This is a genomic window from Paenibacillus sp. FSL M7-0802 (genome assembly GCF_038004945.1).
GTDB classification, from domain to species: domain Bacteria; phylum Bacillota; class Bacilli; order Paenibacillales; family Paenibacillaceae; genus Paenibacillus; species Paenibacillus polymyxa_B.
This window is the reverse complement of sequence record NZ_JBBOSD010000001.1, coordinates 2,483,198-2,509,520: the sequence shown is the minus strand read 5'-3', so window position 1 is coordinate 2,509,520 and position 26,323 is coordinate 2,483,198. Positions and strand designations below refer to the sequence as shown.

General features: G+C 45.8%; 20 protein-coding genes and 1 pseudogene. 5 read left to right on the top strand and 16 right to left on the bottom strand.

The window, feature by feature from the left end; all coding sequences use genetic code 11:
* Positions 1-217: 217 nt before the first annotated feature.
* The 4 genes from MHB54_RS11735 to MHB54_RS11720 form a co-directional block, all read right to left on the bottom strand.
* Positions 218-2,038, bottom strand: a complete 1,821-nt coding sequence (locus MHB54_RS11735; protein WP_264454291.1) for a cache domain-containing sensor histidine kinase — start codon at positions 2,036-2,038, stop codon at positions 218-220.
* A gap of 38 nt (positions 2,039-2,076) precedes the next feature.
* Complete coding sequence (locus MHB54_RS11730) at positions 2,077-3,636, bottom strand: response regulator transcription factor (RefSeq protein ID WP_069081020.1); 1,560 nt, start codon at positions 3,634-3,636, stop codon at positions 2,077-2,079.
* Between the two features lie 260 nt (positions 3,637-3,896).
* Positions 3,897-4,532, bottom strand: coding sequence for a uridine kinase (gene udk / locus MHB54_RS11725; RefSeq protein ID WP_013308305.1), 636 nt, complete (start codon positions 4,530-4,532; stop codon positions 3,897-3,899).
* A 75-nt stretch (positions 4,533-4,607) separates the two neighbouring features.
* A complete protein-coding gene (locus tag MHB54_RS11720; RefSeq protein WP_071639122.1) occupies positions 4,608-5,129 on the bottom strand; it encodes a ClbS/DfsB family four-helix bundle protein in 522 nt (173 codons plus the stop codon).
* A gap of 375 nt (positions 5,130-5,504) precedes the next feature.
* Here MHB54_RS11720 and MHB54_RS11715 point away from each other — a divergent pair, with 375 nt between their 5' ends.
* Complete coding sequence (locus MHB54_RS11715) at positions 5,505-7,598, top strand: pectate lyase family protein (protein ID WP_264454290.1); 2,094 nt, start codon at positions 5,505-5,507, stop codon at positions 7,596-7,598.
* Positions 7,599-7,689: 91 nt separating this feature from the next.
* Here MHB54_RS11715 and MHB54_RS11710 read toward each other — a convergent pair whose 3' ends face one another.
* The 3 genes from MHB54_RS11710 to MHB54_RS11700 all read right to left on the bottom strand — a co-directional run bounded on the left by MHB54_RS11710 (position 7,690) and on the right by MHB54_RS11700 (position 12,803).
* A complete protein-coding gene (locus tag MHB54_RS11710; RefSeq protein WP_023986544.1) occupies positions 7,690-8,034 on the bottom strand; it encodes a hypothetical protein in 345 nt (114 codons plus the stop codon).
* A 147-nt stretch (positions 8,035-8,181) separates the two neighbouring features.
* Entirely contained in the window at positions 8,182-11,142 is a 2,961-nt protein-coding gene (locus MHB54_RS11705) for a DEAD/DEAH box helicase (protein ID WP_340981611.1), read from the bottom strand.
* Positions 11,139-12,803 carry an SWIM zinc finger family protein gene (locus tag MHB54_RS11700; RefSeq protein ID WP_264454288.1) on the bottom strand — a complete coding sequence of 555 codons (1,665 nt, stop codon included), beginning with the start codon at positions 12,801-12,803 and terminating at the stop codon, positions 11,139-11,141. The genes MHB54_RS11705 and MHB54_RS11700 overlap by 4 nt, the downstream gene beginning before the upstream one ends.
* Before the next feature lie 270 nt (positions 12,804-13,073).
* Between MHB54_RS11700 and MHB54_RS11695 the strand changes: the two genes are divergently transcribed.
* Entirely contained in the window at positions 13,074-13,730 is a 657-nt protein-coding gene (locus tag MHB54_RS11695; RefSeq protein WP_068938356.1) for an alpha/beta hydrolase, read from the top strand.
* Between the two features lie 150 nt (positions 13,731-13,880).
* On the opposite strand, the gene MHB54_RS11690 is transcribed toward MHB54_RS11695, so the two are convergent.
* The 4 genes and pseudogenes from MHB54_RS11690 to MHB54_RS11675 form a co-directional block, all read right to left on the bottom strand.
* Positions 13,881-14,531 carry a nitroreductase family protein gene (locus MHB54_RS11690; RefSeq protein ID WP_264454287.1) on the bottom strand — a complete coding sequence of 217 codons (651 nt, stop codon included), beginning with the start codon at positions 14,529-14,531 and terminating at the stop codon, positions 13,881-13,883.
* Positions 14,532-14,585: 54 nt separating this feature from the next.
* Positions 14,586-14,966 carry a nuclear transport factor 2 family protein gene (locus MHB54_RS11685; protein WP_028541911.1) on the bottom strand — a complete coding sequence of 127 codons (381 nt, stop codon included), beginning with the start codon at positions 14,964-14,966 and terminating at the stop codon, positions 14,586-14,588.
* 64 nt (positions 14,967-15,030) lie between these two features.
* Positions 15,031-15,981, bottom strand: coding sequence for a helix-turn-helix transcriptional regulator (locus tag MHB54_RS11680; protein ID WP_028541912.1), 951 nt, complete (start codon positions 15,979-15,981; stop codon positions 15,031-15,033).
* Between the two features lie 157 nt (positions 15,982-16,138).
* Positions 16,139-16,216: pseudogene (locus MHB54_RS11675) on the bottom strand (hypothetical protein); the annotation flags it as partial.
* 137 nt (positions 16,217-16,353) lie between these two features.
* On the opposite strand from MHB54_RS11675, the gene MHB54_RS11670 reads away from it, so the two are divergent.
* Complete coding sequence (locus MHB54_RS11670; RefSeq protein WP_023986550.1) at positions 16,354-17,142, top strand: DNA/RNA nuclease SfsA; 789 nt, start codon at positions 16,354-16,356, stop codon at positions 17,140-17,142.
* A 238-nt stretch (positions 17,143-17,380) separates the two neighbouring features.
* Here the strand turns inward: MHB54_RS11670 and pgmB are convergent, their stop codons facing one another.
* From pgmB to MHB54_RS11655, 3 genes are all read right to left on the bottom strand, one after another.
* Entirely contained in the window at positions 17,381-18,040 is a 660-nt protein-coding gene (gene pgmB, locus MHB54_RS11665; RefSeq protein WP_028541913.1) for a beta-phosphoglucomutase, read from the bottom strand.
* Positions 18,041-18,064: 24 nt separating this feature from the next.
* On the bottom strand, positions 18,065-20,347 hold the full coding sequence (locus MHB54_RS11660; RefSeq protein WP_071559477.1) for a glycoside hydrolase family 65 protein: 2,283 nt from the start codon (positions 20,345-20,347) through the stop codon (positions 18,065-18,067).
* 154 nt (positions 20,348-20,501) lie between these two features.
* Entirely contained in the window at positions 20,502-21,509 is a 1,008-nt protein-coding gene (locus MHB54_RS11655; protein WP_028541915.1) for a LacI family DNA-binding transcriptional regulator, read from the bottom strand.
* A gap of 242 nt (positions 21,510-21,751) precedes the next feature.
* On the opposite strand from MHB54_RS11655, the gene MHB54_RS11650 reads away from it, so the two are divergent.
* On the top strand, positions 21,752-23,416 hold the full coding sequence (locus MHB54_RS11650; RefSeq protein WP_023986554.1) for a PTS transporter subunit IIBC: 1,665 nt from the start codon (positions 21,752-21,754) through the stop codon (positions 23,414-23,416).
* Positions 23,417-23,421: 5 nt separating this feature from the next.
* Positions 23,422-24,243, top strand: a complete 822-nt coding sequence (locus MHB54_RS11645) for an endonuclease/exonuclease/phosphatase family protein (protein ID WP_023986555.1) — start codon at positions 23,422-23,424, stop codon at positions 24,241-24,243.
* Positions 24,244-24,266: 23 nt separating this feature from the next.
* Here the strand turns inward: MHB54_RS11645 and MHB54_RS11640 are convergent, their stop codons facing one another.
* Positions 24,267-25,466, bottom strand: coding sequence for an MFS transporter (locus tag MHB54_RS11640; protein WP_068938350.1), 1,200 nt, complete (start codon positions 25,464-25,466; stop codon positions 24,267-24,269).
* A gap of 203 nt (positions 25,467-25,669) precedes the next feature.
* On the bottom strand, positions 25,670-26,167 hold the full coding sequence (locus tag MHB54_RS11635; protein WP_023986557.1) for a DinB family protein: 498 nt from the start codon (positions 26,165-26,167) through the stop codon (positions 25,670-25,672).
* Between the last annotated feature and the right edge of the window lie 156 nt (positions 26,168-26,323).

Genomic DNA, 26,323 nt, shown 5'->3' with positions numbered 1-26,323 from the left:
ACTCTTTTTTTATATGTTGCTTGCTAGTTCTAAACCTCTTAAATGAAAGCGGTTACCTTATTTATAAATCTAGTGTACCATCCATACTTTGTCGGTGTTAGGAATATCTTTATACGGATTGGTCTTATTATTATGATTTATCAAAAAAGGTACCGCTTACATTTGTGTTTTATTTTGATTTAGGTACTTTTTTTAGGTTGAAGCTCAGTGTATAGATTTATTTAGTGGAGTCGTTGTCGTTTGATTTCAAAATCAATGGCAGTGTCATTCTGACTTTGGTGCCCTCGCCTTTTTTACTGGAGATGGTCACGCCATATTCTTCTCCGTATAAAAGGGTAATGCGGTTGTGCACATTCTGGATGCCGATGCCTGTGAACAGTTGGCGCTTGCTCTTGGGATTCGGAAGTCCGTCTTGCGCCGTATGCCCGTCCAAATCCATACCGTCTCCATCATCGACCACCTCACAGATCAATGTATCCTCCGTTTTGGACACCAATATATAGATGTGCCCTACGTTTTTTTCATTAAACGCATGGAAAAAAGAGTTTTCGATAAAAGGCTGAATGATGAGCTTGGGCACATGGTACTCCAGACAATCGGGTGATACAAAATAATTCACTTGTACCCGCTGCCCGTAGCGCACATGGTTAATGAACACATAATTTTGCATGTTGGCCATTTCCTGCTCAATGGTGATCGTTTCACTCACATTGCTGATTGTATTTTGCAGTAAGGAAATGAGTGCATTGATCGTCTCGGCGGCTGTTTCCTTATTTCCTTTGAGCACCAGCATTTTGATCGAAGCCAGTGTATTGTACAGAAAATGCGGATTGATCTGCCGTTGTAGTGCAGCAAGCTCTGCGTTCCGTTGACCCTTTTGCGTCTCTAAAAGCTTACGGATATAGTCATTTAATTCATCCAGCATGTAGTTGTAAGCATGACTTAATTGTCTAACCTCATAGCTGCCCGTTACCGGGATATAATTATCAAAATTTTTCTCGCGTATGGTCGACATTTGCTTCACCAGTCGAGTCAGGGAACGAATCAGTCGACGGGATATGAGAAAAACGATCACCAAAGCAATCAGTACGATGGCAATGCAGATCCATACAACGGATTTAACGTCAATAATTTGCCCAATCGCCGCTTGTCTGTCGATCATGTTCACCAGATAAAAATCAAATGAAGGGATATAGTTGGAAAGGAGGATACTCTCCTTATTCATCACTTCTGCATTAATGTAGTTAAGTCCCTGTTCATTGATTTTTGTGGCATAGCCTAGCAGCTCACTGGAGCGTTGTCCGATCAGGTCCTGGCGGTTGCTTGATACAATCAGTCCCGACTTGTCCAAAATAAGCACATCATTGCCATTGCTTGTGAAATTGTTGTAGAAACGGCGAAATTCAGGTTCCCGGATAGCGATGTAGATCATGCCGTACAGGGTGCCGCTGGTCCGCTCCATAAATGGTTTGGAGGCGATAATATAGGGTGTTGGCTTTTGCGCGGTATTATTCATTTGTTGCTGAAATAATTCAGTATCCAACTGATACATAAGCTGTGCCGGTCGTGCTACACTTCGGGCTGTAATAGCATTGCTTTTAAGCTCTTCCGCAGTTACAGGCCAATAGGACGAGTCAGAGTAAAAGCTCCGGCCGTTCAGACCTGTTACAGCGACACCGACATCATAGGCATCGACGTTCGATTTAATTTGCTTCATTTGCTGTGCCATTCCGAAGTAAATTCTTGCCGAGTTAATCGAGTCAGATTGACCGCCAGTCAGATAGTTTTTGACCGTTCCATTTTCCGAAGCATGGGTTACGGCATTCACGATAGAATCATTGAAGGATTCAAAGCTGGATTGAATCTGGCTGAGTACCTTGGCATTTGTAATACTGAATGTCTCAGCAAAAAGTCGTTCAGACATCCGAATCGTCACCAAAGAGGTCAGCAAGGACACCGCAGTGATGCTGACCACCATAACAATAAAGATTTTGAAGAACAGACCTTGATATTTGATCTTATGGATATACCTTTTCATAATCAATCTCTTTTCTGCTGGCAGATGTGGCTTACTCTCTAATAGAGATGCTCCCGGCGGTACTGACTGGGCGAGTAGCCCTTCACTTTTTTGAACACTTTGGTAAAATAGCTGGGGTCCGAATAGCCTACCGTGCTGCTAATATCCGAAATGGACATCGTTCCCGACCGTAGTAACTCCGCGGCTTTTTCGACCCGAATTTTGTTTAGATACTCGCTAAAACCCTCTGTATGGTGTGCTGTAAAATAACTGGACAAGTAGGAAGGGTTAAAATGAAAATATTGCCCAAGTGTCGTCAAATTGAGTGTTTCAGCATGATGCTCCTCAATATACTCCAGCAGTTTTTTCATGCTTGCGCTACTTCCTTGCTGCGTTTTAGCCATGATCTGTCTGTTCGCTTCCTCCAAAAAAGTCTCCAGAAGGCGCACGGCTTCATGTACATGAGGGGCATCATTAATTGTTTTGAAATAGGAATATTTCGCCGCATCCAGCTCCTTCATATCATACCCCTGATTCCCAAGCAAAATCGTAATGTTGAACACGATATTTCCGAGAAGCGATTTGAATTCAAAAGCGGTAGAGGTATAGTTGCCGGACATGGCGGCTACATAGGATCTCAAATCCTGAAAAGCTGTATCAAAATGCTCACGCTTCATCTCTTCTGTAAACTGTTTTAAGTTGAACGAGCTGTTCACCTGTACAGGCGGAGGGAGTTCGTCTTCTATTAGCAGCGCTGTTCCTGGGAAATAAAAGCGGTAACTCAGCAGTTTTGGCAGTTCATCCTGATAGACGTCACTAATCTGATTGAAGTCATCAAATAAATGGCTAACTGCCCAGCCTGTCTGTGGATCGACCCGCTTTGTCTCCTGAGCAACTTCCCTAATCGCAGCCATCCAGGCGTCTACTTCACGAGGATCAAGATTGGCTAAAAACACAGCCGCATAGACATCGGACGGCAGTTGTCGCAGTACGATGTGCTCACAGGCAGAGGACACTTGATCTGATAGCTTGGAAAATAGGTCCGAGGCAGAGATAGAGCGTCCTTTATTCTGCGGTGCTGACTGTTCCACGCCTATGAGCGCAAAACGGCTATAAGGAAATGCTTGCTTCAGCAACTCAGCGTCATAGTCCATGCTATACCCGGAGATCAGCTTTTCGATCACATGATCTATTGTAATTTGACTATTATTAGCATCTGCCTGATATTGAATGGATGGAATTTTGCGAGCGGTTCTCTGGAGTACTTGGAGCAACTCATCCGTGTCCAGCTTGGGCTTTAAAATATAGTCAGCAACCCCTTGCTGAAAGGTGGATCGCACGTAATTAAATTCACCGTAACTGCTAAGCACGATGACTTCGATATCTGGATAGTTCTGTCTGACTATGCGCGTCAGCTCCTCGCCATCCATGATCGGCATTACGATATCTGTAATGACAATATGAGGGCGCAAGGTTTCAATCAGCTCCAATGCTTCTTTCCCGTTAGAAGCCTCACCTACAATTCGAAATCCATACTGTTCCCACGATAAATGGTGTTTAATCCCTTGCCGTACCAATATCTCATCATCGACAATCAAAATGTTGCATAGCTCATTCATGGCAGCACTCTCCGTAATTATACCTATTCGAGGATTTTGCAAAAATCCTGATTCAAAAAAGACCCCCATCACGTGGACGTCATATCATCTGAGGCACATATTTGACAACGCTTCCAACTTGGCTTAAATCTAAAGCATTTAATCTTTACATGCTAACATAAACCACACGGGGATTCCAAAATAATTTAGTCCAAATGGCATATAAAACAACAAAAAAGGCAGCCGAGAAAATCTCGACAGCCTAAACGACCAGGATTACCTTATACAGTACCCCATGTCCGATCTCCTGCCAAATATTTTTCAGTCAAAATAGACAGCAGTTGAATACCAACCTCATTGTGTCCTCCCTCAGGAAGGATCAGGTCAGCGTATTTCTTGGAAGGCTCAATAAATGCCTCATGCATCGGCTTAACCGTAGTCAAATAGTGATCGTGAATCGAATGGATGGTGCGGCCTCTTTCCTCAATATCGCGAAGAACCCGACGGAGAATGCGCACATCAGGGTCAGTATCCACAAATACTTTGATGTCAAGCAGGCTGCGGAGCTTTTCGTCTGACAGCACATGCAGACCCTCCAACATAACGATGTGATTTGGAAGAAGCTCTACCGTCTCGTCCGTGGAGCGTGCATGAACCGTAAAGTCATACACTGGTGCTTGTGTCGCTTGTCCTTTTTTCAGACATTGGAGATGCTCAATAAGCAATTCGTTGTCAAAGGCAAACGGATGATCATAATTGACCAAAGCACGTTCATCATAACTCAGATGTGAATGGTCTTTATAATAGTTATCCTGAGATATGAAAGTCACTTTATTAGATCCCAGACGCTCAACGACGGCGCGTGCTACCGTCGATTTACCGGAACCTGTACCGCCGGCAATACCAATAATAAGCATGGCGTTTCACTTACCCTTCCCTAAATGTATCCCGATACAACTCAAGTATTGTAGCACAATGCACACTTTTTTTCATCACTGTTGAACTTTGTATTTCTTCCATTTCCGTATCCTGGCTCTGAATGTTTTAAACGGTGCCACCGAGTTGATGTGAATCCATCTTGCCATGGGCCAGTTCGGGTTAGTACCCGTCCAGTTGTGAACGCCTTGAGTGAAGAGCTCTTCATGGCTAAGTGTGTCGATCCAATCCAGCCACTTTTGCTCAGTCAACTTGAACATATCGCGTAATTCACGTAAAGATTGGTGGGAATAGGTCTTGTAAAATGATTGATATAGTTCGCCTAGTCTATTCCATTTATAATTGGGAGCGGGCATGATGACGGTTTTTCCTTCCCGTTCGTCTCTGTCCCATGTCATGACAAGATGAAGCCATCCGAGCTGGTAGGCGATCATTTCTGCGGGTGTTTTATCTACTTCGGGGATACGAATATCCTTTTGGCTCTCGTCGATCTCCTGGAACTCACCGTCAAATCGTAAGTAGGAGGCATGAATGGCTTCTTTTAACTCCAATTTGGAAGCGTAGTCGTAGCTGGACATCTAATCGCTCCTTTAAATGATATGGATGATACTCACTCCTTTATATGTACCATTCTCAACATGACAACTGTATGTCTTATTCAAAAATAAAAAAATATCGTTTTTTGTGATTTTATGAAACATCATTTGACGTGTTCACGAAACAGGATGCAAAATTAATAGAAAAATTAAGACAAAAGATAAGTAATTAGACATATTTTAATATTTATTTAAAAGCCTATAATTATTGGAGTATAGCGCTTGGGGCCCCTCATTGGTGTTGGGATATTATTCCCTTCATCAGTACGTTATATACCGTTTGGACATGTCATGTCTGATGAACGGTGCAACCGTTGCTTTAGTATTCATGAATCTAATCAAGAAGGGGATTGTTATATGAAGTCGAGTTTGTTAAAAAAATGTGCAAGTGTAATGTTAAGCAGTACGTTGGTACTGTCTTTATCATTACCGTTGCTAGGTCATGCACATGCAGATGGAAATTTACAGATAAGTGACGATTTTGAGCAAGGAGAAGCTCAAGGCTGGACCGCAGGTTCGGGGAACTGGTCTGTGGTCAAGGATGGGAATGGTTCTACATACCAACAATCTAGTCGAAGCGAAAGCCATTCCGTCAAAGGTAATGCCTCATGGACGAACTATAGCGTGCAAGCAGATGTATATGTAAATGATTTTAATGGCTCTAATCGAGTCTACGTTGCAGGTAGATACACAGATTCCAACAACTTCTATGCAGCATCGTTGTACAACAAGAAAGACGGAGCTCTTGAGATTCGAAAAAAAGTCAAAGGCTCTATGAAGACACTGGCTACCAATAAAAAATACAAACTGGACACGAATACATGGTACAGAGTCAAGCTGGAACTATCCGGTTCGGAAATCAAAATGTATGTCAATGATCAACTGGAGCTGTCCGCAACAGACACCAGCCTCACTGCTGGAGCCATTGGTTTGGTAACTTCTAAAACAGCTGCCCAATTCGATAATGTGATTGTATCCGGTGCTTCTTCTGAGGTAGATCCAGGAACACCGCCTGTGAACCCAACACCAGGTACAGAGAAACCGACTCCTGGAGTGGATCATAACGCAACCTCCAAAAATAACTATAATTTGACTGGCTTTTCGTATGGTAATACAGGTGGTGGCAATATTGTGGATACAGATGCCAACTACAAAAAAGTTTATAACGCTGTAGATCTCAACGAAGCACTGAAGAAAGGCAGCAAAGTCAAAGTGATTGAGATTATGAACGATCTTGATCTCGGTTGGAATGAAATTCCTAGTGCTGCCAAAGTAATGCCTTTTAGTGCCAACAACCCTGTACAGACGCATCCTGTTCTGAAAAAGACAGGTGTGAGCAAAGTCTATATCGAAAATATGAATGGGGTTACGATTTTCTCTGCCAATGGTGCGAAAATCAAACATGCCGGCTTTGTTATCAAAAGAAGCTCCAATTTGATTTTCCGTAACCTCGAATTTGATGAACTTTGGGAGTGGGATGAAGCAACCAAAGGGAACTATGATAAGAATGACTGGGATTATGTTACCATCGAAGGTACAAGTTCCAAGGTATGGATTGACCATTGCACATTTAACAAAGCCTATGATGGTCTGGTAGATGTGAAAAAAGGTAGTAACGGAGTTACGATTTCTTGGTCTTTGTTCAAAGGAGATGACCGCAGCTCCAACAGCTGGGTAACCCAACAAGTCAACGCGATGGAAGCAGACAAGTCTTCCTATCCTATGTACGCTTATCTGAGAAGCAGTGCAGTAGGCATGAGTAAAGAAGATATCATTGATATTGCAGCAGGACAAAAGAAGGCTCATCTGATTGGTGCTACGGAAATGGCTTCCGACAATGCAGACCTAGAGGTAACGCTGCATCATAATTACTACCTGGATATTCAGGATCGTATGCCTCGTCTGCGTGCTGGTAATGCTCATGCATATAACATCGTTATGGACGATGCTGGATTGGCCAGAGCCAAAAAAAGAATCACTTCTGACATGGCTAAAGCAATTGCCGCAAAAGGATACCATTTTGACGTCGTGGGTAACGGTGCGATTTCAACAGAAAACGGTGCGGTGTTGCTAGAAAAGTCTTATTTAATTGATGTGTTTTCTCCAGTGCGTAATAATCAAAAAGATCCTAAAAAAGATGACTACACAGGAAAAATCAAGGCTGAAGACGTCATCTTCTCCGACAACGGTACCGTATTCAGAGGAGGCAGCGAAGAAGCGAATAGCCCATTAGCCCCTTATCCTGCGAAGGCCAAGAGCTTCTCGTGGAATGGATTCACAACGTTGCCATACAGCTATACTGCCGAAGACCCTGCTAACCTGGTTGCTCAATTGCAGGCCAAGGATGGAGCGGGTGCAGGCAAGCTGAACTGGTCGAGTGAAAGCTGGCTCAAAACGGTGTACAATACGTCCGTTACGAAAAATGCAATAGTGGAAGAAGATTCCGAATAGGTAGGCCATATAAAAAAGCAGCCAGGACAGATATGCTCTGTTTCTGGCTGCTTTTTTGGTTACCTACGTTAAGGCTGCGTTCGGTACGAACTTAACCAATAACGACAAACGAGGACACGCCAGCAGGTACGGTTCTAACCCGGAATAGCGTTCCATCGTCTCTAAAGGTACGCAGAATAAAAGCCTGGTTCGTAGGTGTACGGACTCTGCTGAATCGGGCAGTACCAAAACCATCGAAGCCTGCAGCTTGCACAAAGCTTCCATCTAGACGCCGGAGTATAGCAAAAAATCCAGTTGTGTTAAAAGGAACACCGTTTGTGTTAGCCCAGATGACCGTAAATCGGCGCAGGGTTTGTGTTGGACTCACATTGCGATATCTCGTAACAGGAACCTTCCTGCCCGTAGATTTCAATGTTTGTGGAGGACGAATGGCCACTTCAAATCAACTCCTTTGTTGTGATGAGATAGTAAATGCAAACAAAGGAGTTTTGGACTGTGTTATAAACTACGACTTCTTAAAAATAGGTATATATCGAACTCAAAATGGCATTCCATGTACATTATAGTTCGATTTTGGACCTCCTTATGCCCAATCGCGTCGTAGCGTAAAGAGGTCTTTTAACGCGTCTGTAGACAGCTCAGTAATCCAGCCCTCGGTACTGGTTATGATTTGGTCGCTAAGCTGCTGCTTGCTCTCCAGCATTTCATCAATGCGTTCCTCAAGCGTGCCCAGCGAGATAAATTTGTGCACCTGTACATCCTTCGTTTGCCCCATCCGGTAGGCGCGGTCTGTGGCCTGATTTTCAACAGCTGGGTTCCACCAGCGATCAAAGTGAAAGACGTGGTTGGCGGCCGTCAGATTCAGACCCACCCCCCCGGCTTTGAGCGACAAAATAAACACGGATGGCTGCTCGGCAGGGGGGAGCGTGTGAGATTGGAATTGATCAATCATTCGGTCACGCGCAGTTTTGGATGTGCTGCCGTTCAGATAGAGCACGGGCTCTTGCAGCTCCTGAGCGAGTACCCGCTGGAGCATTTGTCCCATACCAATATACTGTGTAAAAATAAGGCAGCGCTCGCCCTCCTCCCGCAGTTCCTTGACCATAGCCAGAATGCGCTCCAGCTTGGATGAACGGCTAATGACCGCTTCAAGATCGGACTGACTATAACCGGAAGCCGCGCTATCTGGGAGCGCCTCCTTGGTTAAGAGGGCAGGATGGTCACAAAGCTGCTTCAACTGGGTAAGGGCGGATAAAATGGCTCCTTTCCGTTCAATCCCTTCCAGCTTCTGCATCCGTTCCATCAACTCTTTGACAATCTGGTCATAGAGCGCGCCCTGCTCAGAGGTCAGATGAATGTAGGTTTTCATCTCATTCTTGTCAGGCAAATCAAGCTGTATAGCAGGGTCCTTCTTCTTGCGCCGCAGCATGAAGGGCTGAACCAGCTTTTGCAAATCTAACGTGCGCTGCTCGTTATGTTCCTTCTCAATAGCATTAATGAAGCGATTGCTAAAGGCGCGTGAGCTGCCCAGATAACCTGGATTGATAAAATCATAAATGGACCATAGCTCGGATAACCGATTTTCAATAGGTGTCCCAGTCAACGCAATCCGATGACGTGCAGGAAAGCTGCGCACGGCTGTGGATTGCTTGGTTTGCGCATTTTTAATGTTCTGCGCTTCATCCAGGCAGACTGAATCCCAGGTCATGCTTTGTAGCAGCTCTTGATCCAGGGTTGCCGTAGCGAAGGAGGTCAGGATGACATCGGCCTGCTCGACTTCTTCGCGGAACAAGTCTCCCTGCTCCCGCTTGCTTCCATAGTGCAGCATCACCTTCAATGAAGGGGCGAAGCGGCTGAGTTCCTTCTGCCAGTTGCCCAGCACCGAAGTCGGGCAAATCAGCAGCGAACTGGAGCGGACGCCCGTCTCGGCGGCAATATCCTGTAGGTGCAGTAAATAAGTAATAAACTGCACTGTTTTACCGAGTCCCATATCATCGGCCAGACAGGCACCCAGTCCAAAGCGACGTAAAAAAGCAAGCCATGCATACCCGTCCCGCTGATACGTCCGCAGCTCGGCTTGCAGCCCGTCCGGCACGTCCAATGCAGGCCATTCCGACTGCCGTCCGAGCTGGCTGATCAGCTTCAGCAGATGGGCATTCAGCTCGACTTCCAGTCGGAAGCGTGCCGCATCCTCCGGCTGCTCGCCCGAGGCGTCGCCTTCAGGCTCGTCGGCGTTGCCGAGCAGGTGTAGCTGCAGGATGTCCTGAAAGGACAATCCCTGAGCACTGTCGATCCCGGCCATGGCCCGGCGGATCTGCACCAGCAACGCGGGGTCGAGCGCGATCCATTGCCCGCGGAAGCGCACCAAGCGCTCGTTGCGAGCGACCAGCTCGGCGAATTCCGACTCGCTGAGATCGGCATCACCGATGGCAACACGCCAATCGAACTGGACAATCGAGTCCAGTCCGAACAGCGAGCTACCCTTCGTGCGCTCTCCCGCCCCTTCGCCCGGGCGTACCTTGGCCCGCAGCTTTGGCTTCTTGCGGGTAGCTGCCTCCCACCAAGCCGGGAGCAGCACCTGCCAACCGCTTTCCAGCAGACGCTGGCTGTCGGTCGTCAGGAATTGCCACGCCGCTTCGTCGGAGAGCGGGCGATTCAGCACGTCATCGCGGCTTCCGGCACGCTGCCCGGCGGGCAAAATCGAGGTCAAACGTTCTAGCCACCCGGCAGAGCGCTCACGGACATGTGCTGTCCAGGCATCGGGCCATGAGCCGGATGCGTACCCATCATCGGCGAGCTGTACAGACACCAGCAACGCCGGGTCTTGCTTGTCCTGCAACACAAGCTTGAGCTGCCAGGACGGCTCGTCGTCCTCCAGCTCTGGCTCTAGCAGTTGCAGAAGTGGCCGAAATGGCGCGGTATCGGCTTTCCAGCCGATGGCGATGAGCCAGGCCCGCGCGTCCAGACCCGCCGCCGGGCGATTGGGGGCGAAGAGAATCGGATATTCTCTTCGCAAATCGGCGGCTTCCGCTTCGGTGCCGTACCAGCGCTGAAATACGGCAGCCGAGAACGCCGCTATCAGCCCTTCCTGCTCGTCCTTCTCCAAGCGGTCGAGCAAAGCAAGCTCTGCCGGTTGGATGTTTTCCAGTGCTTCCGCATCCCACTTCCATTGCAGCTTCCCCGCCTGGAACGCTGTGAAGCTGGGCACATATGCTTTCGCCTCAATACAGTGAGCAAGTAAAGGGATCAGCCGGAGCCACGGGGCATTGGCCTCGTCCCAGATCCATTCAATATGCTTCAGAAGCTCGCGCTCTGCCAGAAAAGGAATCACCTGCTCCGAGGGTAGCAGGATAATATCCGTGTCTTGAACATGTTGAATCTCCAGCTCGGTGCCATAAAACGAGGCCTCATGCCAAGCAAACAAACGCTGCTTCAGAATTTGGCCGGAAATGCTATAGTTCATGGAGGAATCGCCATAGATCAGCGCGTCTCCATAGGTAGTTAATTGGATATGGACGGTAATCGTTTCGGTATATTGATTCATGATAACAATTTCCCTTTCCGTAATTCCTCCTGTAGCGCCCGCAGGCGGCTATGACGGCTGGTGAAGGTCGTAAAGAACAGCTCCCAGCGTGATTCCTGCTTCATTTTCTTGTACAGCTTGAACAGTCGCTTTAACAGCTTGACTGCTGCTTTATAGCTGGCTCTGTTTTTTTCCAACACATAACGTTCTACCGCTTGATGGTAAAAGGGGAGTAGTAACTCAGGCGCGTTCTTTTCAATGGGCTGCAACACACTCACCCGAAAACTCAAAGGTTCACTGCGTATGCTTAGCTGATAGTCGATCCATGACCGCCATTTTTCGTGAGCAAGCAGCGCCTCTTCATACATTCCCCCGGCAAATGGAAGCATACCCACCAGCGTGTCCCACATGTCCTGCTCCGCTTCTGGAAGGTGCCGCAAAACCAGATCCCAATCATGTATATAATCTTGTAAATGGTCATCCCGATGACTGTGAAGCAGGGGGCCGATATGTCGCAGTCCGTCCTTGAGACGTGCCCAATCCTCGGCTTTACGCAACGCCTGTAAGAACAAAAGCAACTGACTGGAAGAAATTTTTAGTGGAAAAGCTCGTTCCGCCTCCTGAAGCAGTGCCCAGGCTTCATTATCGTGCGATTGGAAAATATGCATCCAACTGCGAGCCAACATCCACGGAAGCCGTGCTAAAGTTGTGCCGAGCTCCTCTTCAGCCGCCTGTAAATGCTGTAATTCCTCCGTATATATGCTGGAGTCCTGCCTTTCGTGATGCCCCCTGTGCCCCCAGCGCAGCCAAAACTGATAATACGCGTCTGAAAAATAAGTACCGTTACGCGATTCTGTCAGCATTTTTCGGCGTAAATAGGCTAAGGTTTCTGCCATACGGGCTTCTTGCATCGGTTCATCGGTCAGCTCCAGTGGACTCTCAAAATCACGCTCGATAGCTTCTTTAAGCTCATCGGCAGCAATTTGCGTGTAATACCCCATATAGGTATGAGAGGGATAGCCCGGCATGGGAGACTGAGGCACCAGCTTTTCCAGCACACGCAGATGAGCATGCAGTCCGTATAGCTGTTGCATGCCGGGTGAAAGCGGTGGCTTCACAGCATAGATCGAGGCTAAAGCGCTTTGGACATATTGGGAATTTTGTGTGTTCACACGGTTAAGGGCGATACACTGATCGAACAGATCATGCCACTCTGAAATGGGCATGTCCGGTATCTTGCTTGCTGTTTTACTGAGAGCGTTTCTTGTTGTTTCCTTGTGATCCGGTGAAAGGTTCGACCGGGAAGGAGGTACAGTACCCGTGTCAGCTTTTGCCGCCAATCGAGTGAATCCCGCCGAATGAGCGTTCACTAAAGCATGTACAGAACGTTCCTGTTCATTCGCGTAATTCAGTAGTACGGCGATCATATGCTTGCAGTTGGTGTGGACAGGGCACGTACATCTGCTGGCAGCAAAAGCGCTTAAGTGGAGATCCACCTCGTATAGCTCGCTTCCATCCACGACAGCTGCAATATGATCGGCATCAGGCATTGCGAACTCTTTTACCTTTCCTTGCTTAAAATACTGGAAACCTCGTTTGATCGTCACGTCATTAAAATGGTCAGCCACATTTTGAATAAGCTGTTGCCACTGTATATCATCCATAAGATAGGTTGGTTTCATATGCATTAGTCTCCTAAGAGAGAATAGTTGATCGGGTAGTAGCTTAACTCTTCCATTATATCAGTTCACGAATATAAATTGAGTGGAGGGAGCAGTTGGAAAGTTTTCATACGGGTTGACATGTTTCCTTTTGAAGAGTACATTTCTATTATAAATATAAAATAAATATTACTAATATTTTAGTGTTAATGATTTTGTATAGGAATGGTTTGTAGTGAACTGTATCCGTGGAGGTATGCAATAAACTTATTGTTAAGAGGGGGAAATAATATGTCGTCTTTATATAGCTATGATATTCACCTGCCCAGCCAGCTTGATCCCAACCGTAAATATCCAACCATTTTTACACTGCATGGGAAAGGGTCCAATGAGCAGGATATGTTCGGAGTTGTAGGGCCGTTGTCAGAGGAATTTATTATCATCGGCATTCGTGGAGACCTTCCCATGAGTGGAGGATTCCAATATTATGAGCTGAAAAGTCTGGGTAATCCGCTGCGTGAGCAGTTTGATCGGTCTATTGAACAGCTTCAGGCGTTCGTACAGTATGCCACAGATAAATATCCGGTTGATCCTGAGAAACGGTATTTCCTCGGCTTCAGTCAGGGAGCGATTTTGTCGATGTCACTTGCGCTTACCCTGGGCAATCAGTTGAAGGGGATTGTAGCGTTGAACGGCTATGTACCTGATTTTGTGAAAACAGAATACGCGCTGCAAAGCATAGAGGACGTGTCCGTATTTATTTCCCACGGCGAATACGATTCTGTATTTCCAGTGAGCATCGGCCATGAGACGGCGGCATATTTCCAGACCAGGACTTCTCACTCCACATTCAAAACATATCCGACGGATCACGGTGTCTCACCAGATAACCAGCGAGATGTGCTTCAGTGGCTGCGTGAGGATGCGGGGATAAGCTCGAAGATGTAACCAGCCTTGGTATTCGTTTTTTTGTTGTAATAGGTTATTAGGCTGGTTGCCTTCTTGTCTTCGCGCCACTAGATCACTTTTTCTCCAACCTTCTTGCAGAATGAACTAAAAAGAACCATCTTGAGACAGATGGTTCTTTGTCACGAATACTTAAAAGGATTCATGAATAACTAATTCATTAAGGGAGAAACGTGTTGTTGAACGTGCAGGGGTTGCGGCTACACCAAGAGTGACAATCATGACAGGGACAAACCGCCCAGGAATATTCAGAGCTTCAGGCAGTCCTGCAGGATTAAATCCACCTATTGGACCACTATCGTAGCCTTTCGACTTGGCAGCTAACATGAGTTGCATAGCTGCGAGAGCAGCATTTTTGTTTGCTTCATCCCTAGCGAATTGAGGGCTTTGATAGCCTCTTTCGATTTGGGATAACAAGATGTCTCGCACTGCTTCCGAGATGAATTCTGACTCATAAAGACGGTTATACATTTCTCTGCCAGTTCGGTTTGCCTCAAGATCACCGAGAATGACAACAACAGCAGAAGCATCTGAAATCTGTTGCTGTCCAAAGGCGATCGGTTTGATTCGATCTTTTTGTTCTTGATTCTGGATAACCAGAAAGCGCCAGTGTTGAAGATTCCAGGCTGAAGGAGCTGTCGCGGCAAGTTCAAAAATTTCATTCAACGTTTCTTCTGGGATGATTACGTTTGTTTTATACTCTTTGGTAGCATGTCGTTCACGCAATATTTTCTCAATAACTTCTTCCGCGTTCTCAAAATTAGATGTATTATTTTGGTTCACAGTAGGTTCTTCCTTTCAAGTATCAAAGCTTATTATTTATATAGATCCAATGGTTTAGTGTTTGGATTGAGTTGCAGCGTAAGCAGCAAAAGGTGTTCCATCGTAGATCACTTGAACGGAGGAAATCTTGTTATCCTCTACGACGATGTATTCGGCAACCGTTGCATCCGGAACTGGAATAGTGTTGGAATGATATACGATCACAGCCTCCTTATTATCTCCAAATGCTGTAATGAGTGTTAGTTTGTTAATCATCCGGGCAAATCCTTCTGCAAAATTTTGGAATGATTCTCTACCTTCAAGGTTACCTAAGGGAGAGGTCGTAGTGACTTTGTCCGAAACCAGCGTCATCAGCTTTTCGATATCTTTATTTGCCATCGCTTCAAAATAAGCTTTTGCGATCACCAGTGCATTGTTGTTTTCATTTGTATTCATGTTGAATACCTCGCTTTCAGTTGGAATAATTACAATATACAAGCCTTCTACTGACAACAGTTTGTCAGTAGTTCTTCAACATACTTTCCACTTCTTTTTTGACACGACTTCGAAAGGATTCAGGTTTCAATACTTTAACATTAGATCCCCAGCTCAAAATCCAATGCAATAATTCCTCAGCATATCGAACACGGAAGTCTACATAATAGCCACTCGGAAGAAGCTCAGCATGTTCCATAAAATATATTTTTGATTCATCGACTTTATCTGCAACCTCGGGCTTAAATACGGTTCGAATGGTTACATGTCGATCATCTGCCGGACGATACGTATGCAAATTGAAGTCCCGAGGTAATTCGAAACTTTCGATCATTGTACTCACATCACTCATGCGAGATATTTTAAAATGTCGATGCTCTCCTCTGAGATCACACTGAGCCACAAGCAGCCACCCTCCTTGCACAAGAACTAATCCTAAAGGTGCGGCTGTTCGTATCGTTTCACGACTATTCTCCGATTCCGATATTCGCTTCGTATATTTGAAATGTATTTTCTTTCCCTCCATCATGGCAATACGAATCGTTTTTATATTGGATTTTTCCCTTTCACCTAATTCAGGGTCTTCAGATTGAAGTCGAAAACGAATACCACTGCGGATTCGATCAGTTTCATGACGAATGGGGTCAGGTAAGATCACTTCAATTTTTCCCCGAGAGGACTGAGCACTTTGACTATATTGATTATCAAATCGCTGTTCAATGAATTCGGCTCCAAGTAAAAGGGAGACCGCTTCCTCCACCGTAAAGCTAATCGGGGGTAGGAAATACCCTTCAATTAAAGAGTAGCCGTGTCCAGGTGCACCGATAATCGGAACGCCAGATTCACTAAGAGCCTGAATGTCTCGATAAATCGTACGTACACTGGTTTCTAACTTCTCCGCTAGTTCTTCTCCCTTTAGAACCTTCCTACGCTGTAGCTCCAATAAAATCGCTAATTGCCGTTCGGTTTTATTCAATTTCCATCCCTCCTGTGTTTCAGTTGTATTTATAAACCTGATTATTTTTAATCACTATAAAAAAACACTACTGACACTTGTATGTCAGTAGTGTTCTCTCCATCAGAATTTGGTCTATAGAAAGTAATGATTCCCGGTTGTCATCCTAGATTATTATTGCCCCGCGCTTTTTAAACGGAAAGATAATTAAAACGGTATTGAACATCAAAGGTAACAATAGTGCAGTCCTCACCGCCGGAAAATACGTCCTACCATCACCCTCCTGACACACTGTTGTCAGGAGACGAGCAGTATAGTTTTATGAGGGGTACACAGTTCCATGTGGTTTCTGTAGACGATCCAAAATCGCTGAAATGAAGGAGCTTAACTGTAATGGAGAATATAAGCAGTCATTTTCATTTTGCTTCTCCTCTTCTTGAGGGTGTAATTCGAAAAAAGAAAAATCGATTTGTTATGATGGTTGAACTGGATGGGGAGCTACACGATTGCCATTGTCCTGCTACAGGCAGTATAGGAAACATTGTCTTTCATGATATCCCATGTCTTGTTTCGCGTAGTAATGACCCTAAAAGAAAAACACAGTTCACCATTGAAGCCATTTCACTGGATCTACCATCCGTTGAATCGAAGTCATGGATTGGGATTAACCAAAATGCGGCCAATCGGTATATCGAACATTTCATCACAAGTGGTCAATTTAAAGATATGATTGGCGATTTCCAGACAGTCATCCGGGAAACGAAGCTTGGTAATTCAAAACTGGATTTTCTGGTGGATCAAACTTATGTAGAGGTCAAAACGCCATTAACCACTTTACATGTCGAGATGGGCGATCATATTGTAATCAAAAAAAACGCTGAATTTAATTCTTTTGAACGTTTTATCAAGCACATGGGTGAACTCAGTGGAAGTTTATCTATAAATGAACGTGCGATTTTGATTGTTTGTTTAGTTTATGAAAACAATGGATTCAAAGTTGGGAATTCTGGGAAACACAGCGGTTATGTTATGCAAACCGTTCAAAATTCCATCAAAAATGGAGTTGAAATCTGGCAAGTTGATTTACAAATTAATCCCGATGCAGTTAGCCTGACGGGCTATTACAACATTACCAATCAATTTTTAACAGGCGATATTATTTCTGAAGAAATATACAAATAGCTACTGACACACTTTTGTCAATTAAACTCCAATATAGTGATGCTACTGAAGAAAAATGATATTTGCTATTCATCTTCACCAAGCAACCATTAATTGTTTGTTAAAAAGAAGTATACCTTTACAGACAGAAAATAGACGGTGACCTAGCGGCGGATCTCATCTGGTTTTTGGAGCAGACAAAAAAGACCGATTCATTAAGAGTCGGTCTTTATGATCCTTATAATCTTTTTTTGCTTTTTCATCCTCTGATAAAATGTGACTCCAACATGCTCAGAGAAAGCTCGGCAGTAGTGGCTACCACGATATCCGCACCTTGCATTTGCGAAGGTGTTCCTACACCGACCGCAAACATCCCGGCACCCTTGATCGCCTGTATGCCAGCCTGTGCGTCCTCTATACCGATACATTCGGCAGGCTGAACGCCTAGATTTGCGGCTCCGGTGAGGAAAATTTCCGGGTCAGGCTTGCCATGCCGAATGGCGGTAACATCCACCACACTGTCAAAATAGTAGGCTAGCTCCAGCCGCTCCAGGATAAACGTTGCATTTTTGCTTGCAGAGGCCAGCGCGATGCCGATTCGGGCTTCACGAAGTTCTGTCAGTAGCGCTTTAATGCCTGGAAGAATGTCCGAGGGCGTTACAGCTGAGATGAGCCGCTGATACTCCGTATTTTTCCGTGTGGCCAGTTCTTGCTTGCCTTCTTCTGAAAACTTATCGGACAGGTTACCGCGCGCCAGTATTTTGTCGAGCGATTCCGTACGGCTGATTCCTTTTAACTGTTCATTAAATTCCCGATCAAAAGGGATGCTCAGCGCTGCCGCCAAGCTGCCCCATGCCTGAAAATGATATTCTGCGGTATCTGTAATGACTCCGTCCAGATCAAAAATGACTGCTTTCATTTGGTTTCCCCCTGTCTGCCCGATTTATGAAACGCTGTTCGTCATTAACGACTGCCCACTGGTAATGTGCGTTGGCTCTCCATACAGCTCCAGCGTCAGCGGTTCTCCGTCCAACAGGGTAATGATTACTTCATTTTCCTGTACGAGAATACTTAACAAGCGACCGCGATAGTTGATTTTAAACGTATATTTGTTCCAGCCCTGTGGCAGGAAGGGGGAGAAGCTTAATGTTTCACGATACGTTCTCATCCCGGCAAAACCCTGTACAATCGCCAGCCAGCTTCCTGTCATGGAAGTGATATGAAGTCCGTCTTCGGTATCGTTATTGTAGTTATCCAGATCCAGACGGGCCGTCCGCTTATACATCTCGACTGCCTTTTCCTCCATTTTGAGTTCGGCAGCCAGCACGGCGTGAATGGACGGGGACAGACTGGATTCATGAACAGTCATTGGCTCGTAAAATGCAAAATTGCGTGCTTTTTCCTCCAGCGTGAACTGGTCTCCAAAGAAATACAGCCCTTGCAGCACATCTGCCTGCTTAATGAAGCAGGAACGAAGGATTTTATCCCATGACCATTTCTGATTTAGTGGAAGGTTGCTGGGATCAAGGGAGGATACAGGCTGCAAATCCTTATCCATAAAGGTATCGTGCTGTACGAAGACTTCCCGCTCCTCATCATAGGGATAATACATGTGAGTGATGATATCCTGCCAATGTGCAAGCTCATCAGCCGTAACTGCTAGATGCTCCGATTTTTCTGCTGAAATTTGAGGTAAGACCGATAATGTATATTTCAGAACCCATGCAGCCAGCGTGTTGGTATACCAGTTGTTATTGACGTTATTTTCGTATTCGTTCGGCCCGGTAACCCCGTGGATCATATACTGCTGCTGGCTTTTGGAAAAGTGAACCCGGTCGGCCCAGAAGCGGCTAATTTCGACCAGTACATCTATTCCATATTCCCGTAAATAGCTCAGGTCGCCCGTATAGTTGGTGTAGTTGTAAATGGCATACGCGATGGCTCCATTACGGTGAATCTCCTCGAAGGTAATCTCCCATTCGTTATGGCATTCCACACCTGTAAAAGTGACCATAGGGTATAGTGCACCCCGTAGCCCTTGCTGGGCTGCGTTATGCTTGGCACCCTCTAGTTGTTGGTGACGGTAAAGCAGCAGATTTCGGGTTACATCCGGGTCTGCGAGCGCCAGGTACATAGGTACGGCATATGCTTCTGTGTCCCAATAGGTGGCACCGCCATATTTTTCACCTGTAAAGCCTTTGGGACCAATGTTCAGACGGGCATCTTCGCCGTAGTACGTAGAGAACAGCTGAAAAATGTTAAAGCGTATTCCCTGTTGGGCCTCTGTATCTCCCTCGATTTCTACATCGGCTTTGTCCCAACGTCTGGCCCAAGCTGCGACATGCTCCTGCTTGAGCGAAGTGTAGCCTTTGTTCACAGCCTCCACGGCGATGCGTTCAGCTTGTGGAATCAGTGCATCCTTTTCCATATCCCGTGAGGTGGTAACAGCCACAATCTTTTGCAGCTGGATACTGTCGCCCGGAGCGACGCTGTATTGATAGTGGCGTGCAGCGTACAAAAAGCTCTCTTCCGTCGTCTGCTGCTCCTGTCCCTCGGTCACAATACCCATGGTAGCGTTTACGGTAAAGCGCGGAATACCGAAGGGATTATCTATAGTTGTTGTGGACAGGCTGATGAATTGTTCTTGAACCTCTCGGGCCTCCTCCAACCAAAAAACCTCATCATAGTTCGTGTCTTCATTCTTCGTATTGCCGTCCAAATAGGGGACAAGCTCTATGGTTAGAGGCTGCTCGCTTATATTCGTTGCTTGGTAATCAATCAGGCATAGCTCACGAGTGGTGAGGCTCAGAAAACGCTCCGTAGTGATACGAACCTGGTCGTTCACGGTGCAGGTGCGTCGCAGGATGCCCTGTTTCATGTCCAATTCCTGCACAAAATCGCTGATGTGTGCCGTAAATAAGTCTACTTCCTCTTGGTTTACGATCAGACTGATGCCGATGAAGTTCATGGCATTGATGACCTTGCCAAAATATTCAGGATAGCCGTTTTTCCACCAGCCGACCTTTGTTTTGTCGGGGAACCATACACCGGAGATATAAGTTCCCTGATGATGATCACCTGAATAAGCTTCTTCAAAATTGCCGCGCATGCCCATATAACCGTTGCCTATGGACGTTATGCTTTCCTGTAATCGCATGTGTGTGCTATGTAGAGTGTGTGTTGTCAGCTTCCAGCTATCTACGTCAAATAATCGGTTGTAAACCATGATTGTGTACCCCTCTCGGAAAATGAGATCGTTGTTTTAACGAAACCAGTATATGAGCGAGTTCAGTATATAGTGCAACCGTTTGCCCTGTCAACGCAAAAAAACTGATTTTATGGGTTTCCACAAAATCAGTTCTTGTTCATTCCTCAGAGAATCATAGTACCTGGCTGGACTCGCGTTCCACAATTCGGTGGGGAACAATGATGTGTTTGGTCAACTCTTTGGGGTCTTCGATTTTTTCAATCAGGCTTTTGGCTGCCTGATAACCTAGAGTGAAGATATCAATATCCACGGAAGTGAGAGGGGGATTCATCAGCTCAGCCAGCATTAGATTATTGAAGCTCACCATGGATAACTGCTCTGGCATGGACACGCCGAGCTGAGAGAGCATTTTCTGTACTGCCATGGCTACAAGGTCGTCGCTAACGATCATCGCGGTAGGCGGCGGGGTAGCCTGCAATAATGTGCGCATGTCCTCTAGATTAAATGGCTCCCTGACCACGTATTCCTTGGGTAGAGGCAAGCCCGCCTCTCGCAGCGCATCCTGGTAGCCTCGGAGTCTTTCAATATTCACGATCTGTTCATGATCACCGCCAACATAAGCAATGCGCTGATGATTCAGCCCAGTCAAATAAGTGACCACATCCTTAGCAGCCTGGTAGTTATCGTTGTCTACATGGGTAGTTTCACTGACAAATTGCTGAGGCTTACCGATTACGGTGTAAGGTATTTTTTCTTGATGAAGATACTCCACGATGCTATCTTTTTGCTTGGAGTACAGAACAATATAGCCGTCAACACGTCCGGTCCGGCTCATCAGCCTCACGCGGGATAGCAATTCATCACTCGTTTTTCCTGTGACAATGGACAGTGTATAGTTGTGCTCATTCACCCATTCGCTGATCCCGCGAAGGCTTTCCGGAAAGAAGGGATTTTGAAAGATTGCCACATCCGATTCAGGCATAATAATGCCAATCGACTGTGTGACACGGTTAGCTAGACTCTGAGCTGAATAGTTGGGTTCATAGCCAAGCGCCTTCATTTCTTTACGGACACGTGCCTTGGTGGCTTCGCTGATTTTGGGGCTGTCTTGAATGACACGGGATACGGTGGAAGTAGCAACATTAGCACGTTTTGCGACATCTTTGATGGTTACTGCCATCGTCTTCGTCTCCTTTTGCTATCTCAAGCAGGAAATATTATGTTCTATCATACGATATTGCTCGAAAATCAACAAATTCGCGGCTTTTTCGAGTTTTTACATCATCATTAACCAAGATATTTACAATTAGGGTATTGCCAATAGAAAGCGATATCATTATAATAATTGTGCAACCGATTGCATAATGTTTATAGGGTACGAACAACGCTGTACATACTATAAGGGATGGAGATTGAAGGAGCATGAAAAAACTTCTATCATTTGATTTTTGGCAAAAGCTCGGGAAAGCACTGCTAGTGGTTGTTGCTGTCATGCCGGCAGCAGGGATTATGATTTCGCTCGGTAAAGTAGTGGCGATGTTGGCTGGCGATATCCATTTCTGGTTGACTGTCGGCGGGGTCATGGAGAATTTGGGTTGGGGTATTATCAATAATTTACACATTCTATTTGCAGTGGCGATTGGTGGTTCCTGGGCTAAGGAACGAGCGGGCGGGGCTTTTGCTGCCTTAATTGCCTTTATTCTCATTAATATTTCAACAGGAACGATTTTGGGTGTGTCCTCGAAAATGCTAACCCAGGAAGGTGCCACCACCCACACTCTTTTTGGTGCATCCATTCCGGTTAGTGGCTATTTTACCTCTGTCTTAGGGGCGCCTGCACTTAATATGGGTGTGTTTGTCGGTATCATCTCCGGATTTGTCGGGGCCGTGGTATTTAACAAGTACTACAATTACCGTAAGCTGCCAGACGCTTTAGCCTTTTTTAACGGTAAACGTTTTGTTCCTTTTGTCGTGATTTTATGGTCTGTCATCGTAAGTTTGATCATGTCTGCCATCTGGCCATTTGTTCAGGGGGGGATTAATCAGTTCGGTATTTGGTTGGCGACTTCGGGAGAGTCGGCTCCTTTTGTAGCGCCATTTGTCTATGGTACACTGGAAAGACTACTGATTCCTTTTGGACTTCACCATATGCTGACTGTTCCTATTAACTATACTCAACTTGGTGGCGTTTACACGACACTTACGGGTTCCGGGGCAGGAAGCGTCGTTGCCGGGCAAGACCCGCTGTGGCTGGCTTGGGCAAGTGACCTGAGTGCGCTTCGTGGTACCGATCCGACAGCCTACAATAGCTTGTTGGAAGGCGTGACGCCTGCCCGCTTCAAGGTAGGACAAATGATCGGTGGAGCAGGAATCCTTATGGGACTAGCGGTGGCTATGTATCGCCGTGTAGACAAAGATAAACGCAGCAAGTACAAGTCGATGATCTTTTCGGCAGCCGCAGCTGTCTTTTTAACAGGGGTAACGGAGCCACTGGAATTCATGTTTATGTTCGTAGCACCTGTGCTGTATGTGGTTTATGCTGTTCTTACCGGTATTGCGTTCGGAATGGCCGACATCATACATTTGCGTTTACATTCGTTTGGTATGATTGAACTGCTGACCCGATTGCCGTTGTCTATAAATGCGGGTTTGGTGCAGGATATTATTAACTTCGTGCTGACTTGTGTGGTGTTTGCGGTAGCAACCTACTTTATCGCTTATTTTATGATCGGTAAATTCAAAATGGCTACGCCGGGAAGACTGGGGAACTATACGGATGAGGAGCCTCAGGGCACTTCCGAGGTGGGGAATACGAAGACAGAAGGTGTGGCAGCTGTTTCCACTCAAAATCAACTGGCTACGGATATCATCAAGACGCTTGGGGGTGAGCAGAACATTGTCGAGGTGGACGCTTGCATGACCCGTCTGCGTGTGACGGTGAAGGATACAGATGCCGTTGGGGACGAAAAGACGTGGAAAGCGCTGGGTGCCTTGGGCTTGATAAAAGTAGATAATGGGGTGCAGGCGGTTTACGGACCGAAGGCCGATGTGCTTAAATCAGATATACAAGACATACTCAACAGGTGATTACTTTGAAGTTGTTAACCTTAAATGCACATGCTTGGATGGAAGAAAACCAGCACGATAAGCTAAAGCAACTGGCTGCTTTTATTGATGAACAGCAGTTTGATGTCATTGCTTTGCAGGAAGTGAACCAGTCCATGGAAGAGACTCCTTTGTCGCCGGACGATTTGGGCGCTTACTATAGCGCAGATCCTGAAGTTGTCATTAAGCGTGATAACTATGCTTATGTGCTGAACGGGCTATTGTCTGATAGCTATCATTGGACGTGGGCTCCCGCGCATGTTGGTTTTGCCAAATACGACGAGGGTTTGGCGATTCTGTCCAAAACACCAATTACAGCTACGGTGAACGAATATGTTTCCTCGCTACAGGATTATGACAACTACCGCTCGCGTAAAATTGTCGGCATTCAAACTGTGGTGGGCGGAGTGCAGACCTGGTTTGTAAGTGGACATTATAACTGGTGGAATGATGAAGAATCCTTCCGTGGACTATGGGATCGTACAACAAAAGTGCTAAATTCTTTTGCTCCGACTCCTGTGTTCATGATGGGTGATTTCAACAACGCGGCTGAAGTACGCGGAGAAGGATATGACTATGTACTGCAATCCGGCTGGTCGGACACCTATCCGAATGCAGCAGTACGTGATGAAGGCCACACGGTGATTAAAGCTATTGCTGGCTGGGAAAGTAATGCGGAGCCGCTCCGCATTGACTTTATCTTCTCCAATAAGGCTGCACAGGTACAATCCTCAACCGTTGTACTGAACGGAAAAACAGGACCAGTTGTATCGGATCATTTTGGGGTTGCAGTTGAGTTGGAGCTGTGATGAGAAGAAAGGAGGCCAGTTGCTTATGCAATTGGCCTTTTTCTTATAGATTTCGACTTAAATCGAATGACATATTGGATAACTATAGCGATCAACACCAAAATCAAATTGTAGTAAAAGGGAGTGTTGATGCTAAACCGTTCCATGAGTGCACCTGCGATGATCGGAGACACAATGGCCCCCAATTCGGACAAAGATACGACGTTGCCGATAAATGAGCTTCTATTTTCCTCAGGAATAACATCCCCTAGTTGCGAGTAAAAGGAATCCAGATAGCTGGCTCCTCCTATACCTCCGATGAACATCGCTAAGTATACGATCCATGGTTCTGTGAACCAAAGAAATAAGATGATTTCCACCATGATCAACAATAGACCGATGATACAAAGCATCAAGCGATCCTTAAGTAGATCAGATATTTTGCCAATAAAGGGTGCTGATATGAAGGTTGATATGCCGATAATTGTAAAAGCTAAGCTAATTTCTGCGGGACTCCAATGGAGCTTGTAGGTTGCATATACAGAGAAGTACGTTAAAAATATAGCGAATGCACTCATTTCAAGAAAATGAACGGTAGAATAGACAAGTAACGGTTTCGTTAACATGGTTTTTCCTTTGGGTTTCAGAGGGGGCGAATGCTGTTCTTGTGGCTTTAAGGGAGAACTGAGGAAAGTCATTCTTGAAACGGCAACGAAGGATATACATGAGAAAATAGCAACGAAATAAAACGGAATGGATAAAGAAAAATAAGAAACAATAGCTCCACTCATAAGAGGCCCTAAAATCATACCGGCACCTTCACTGCTGCTGATATATCCATTGAGCGTGCCTCGATTCTCTGCGGTGCTCATATGGTTGATCGTGACTCTTACAAAGACGGTTAGCCCTATAGCTACCAAGCCTTGGAGGAGTCTCAGTATGGATAGAATGATGAAGCTTGTTGCAATCGGAAACAGGAGCATACAAGCGATTTCGGCAATGAGTAGGCTCAACCCCAAGCGTTTTGCGCCAATCTTTTCATAAATTCGTCCTGCCATGCCTCCACCAAGAAATCTTCCCACATAAAACAGAGAAAATAAAATACTCATGCCGAGTGTAGATATCCCGAATTGCTCTACATAAATAGCAAAGAGTGGAAGGATCATACTCCCACTCATGTTAGCAATAAGGCTGATCACGATCATACAGGCGATATTACGATTTAAATATAAGTGTCTCACCATAACCTCGAAACCTCTCTTTGATCTTGCATCATGGGAACCGTTATTCGGATTGCACCTGATTACGGATAAACGGCTTCAGGTCGAGTTAGCGGGTTCCCATATAGGGTACGCAAGCGAGTTCCTCGTGGTGCCTAAATCCCAATGCAATGATGGAGGTATGAAGCAGCGGATGGGGGAAATCTTGATTAGAGCGTGGTGTTGCCTTAAGCGGGAAAGCCGCCTCCTGGTGGTGGCCAAGCTCCATAAATCCGGCGTAGCAGTACGATTTCACCCAAATGATATGAATTGTGGGAAGCGATATTCCGCAGAAGTCCTGCTTTCGTTTCACCTGGGAAATGAGCTAGTGAATCATCCAGTTGCGCGGTTTCGGCAATCTGCACAGCCTGATCCACGCCCTGTAAAAATTCATTAATAACAGCCTGCCATGCCTCTTCGCTTTGCGGTCCAGTCTCTTCGGGCCAGCTTTCCATGACATTCCCCGGAAGCTGGGGCTTCCGTCCTTCCAAATGCTCCAACATAAATTGCTGCCAGTAAATCATATGCTTCAGCAGTTGGTAAATGCTGTAAGGCATTTCTGCATTTTTCTTCCCTGCCAGCTCGACGTCGATGTCTGGTAAAGCCCGAGCTACTCGAATATGTCCACGTTCCCCGACCAGTGATTTAACCAGTGCTTGACCGAATAATTGGTTTGCATCCGACATGTATCATCATCCCTTCTATGGAGAACTTGTTTCTAGCTTATTCTCATTTTACGATTATACAATTATATTTTTCAAAATGAAAATACCTACTTAGTTTGGAGTGAAACAGAAATAACTTTTAAAAAAGGGTTGATAATCATTCTCAATTTCACTAAA

Coding starts and splice junctions, on each gene's coding strand:
- MHB54_RS11735 (WP_264454291.1), bottom strand. CDS start 2,038: ATGAAAAGGTATATCCATAAGATCAAATATCAAGGTCTGTTCTTCAAA.
- MHB54_RS11730 (WP_069081020.1), bottom strand. CDS start 3,636: ATGAATGAGCTATGCAACATTTTGATTGTCGATGATGAGATATTGGTA.
- udk (WP_013308305.1), bottom strand. CDS start 4,532: ATGCTTATTATTGGTATTGCCGGCGGTACAGGTTCCGGTAAATCGACG.
- MHB54_RS11720 (WP_071639122.1), bottom strand. CDS start 5,129: ATGTCCAGCTACGACTACGCTTCCAAATTGGAGTTAAAAGAAGCCATT.
- MHB54_RS11715 (WP_264454290.1), top strand. CDS start 5,505: ATGAAGTCGAGTTTGTTAAAAAAATGTGCAAGTGTAATGTTAAGCAGT.
- MHB54_RS11705 (WP_340981611.1), bottom strand. CDS start 11,142: ATGAATCAATATACCGAAACGATTACCGTCCATATCCAATTAACTACC.
- MHB54_RS11700 (WP_264454288.1), bottom strand. CDS start 12,803: ATGAAACCAACCTATCTTATGGATGATATACAGTGGCAACAGCTTATT.
- MHB54_RS11695 (WP_068938356.1), top strand. CDS start 13,074: ATGTCGTCTTTATATAGCTATGATATTCACCTGCCCAGCCAGCTTGAT.
- MHB54_RS11685 (WP_028541911.1), bottom strand. CDS start 14,966: ATGAATACAAATGAAAACAACAATGCACTGGTGATCGCAAAAGCTTAT.
- MHB54_RS11670 (WP_023986550.1), top strand. CDS start 16,354: ATGGAGAATATAAGCAGTCATTTTCATTTTGCTTCTCCTCTTCTTGAG.
- pgmB (WP_028541913.1), bottom strand. CDS start 18,040: ATGAAAGCAGTCATTTTTGATCTGGACGGAGTCATTACAGATACCGCA.
- MHB54_RS11660 (WP_071559477.1), bottom strand. CDS start 20,347: ATGGTTTACAACCGATTATTTGACGTAGATAGCTGGAAGCTGACAACA.
- MHB54_RS11655 (WP_028541915.1), bottom strand. CDS start 21,509: ATGGCAGTAACCATCAAAGATGTCGCAAAACGTGCTAATGTTGCTACT.
- MHB54_RS11650 (WP_023986554.1), top strand. CDS start 21,752: ATGAAAAAACTTCTATCATTTGATTTTTGGCAAAAGCTCGGGAAAGCA.
- MHB54_RS11640 (WP_068938350.1), bottom strand. CDS start 25,466: ATGGTGAGACACTTATATTTAAATCGTAATATCGCCTGTATGATCGTG.
- MHB54_RS11635 (WP_023986557.1), bottom strand. CDS start 26,167: ATGTCGGATGCAAACCAATTATTCGGTCAAGCACTGGTTAAATCACTG.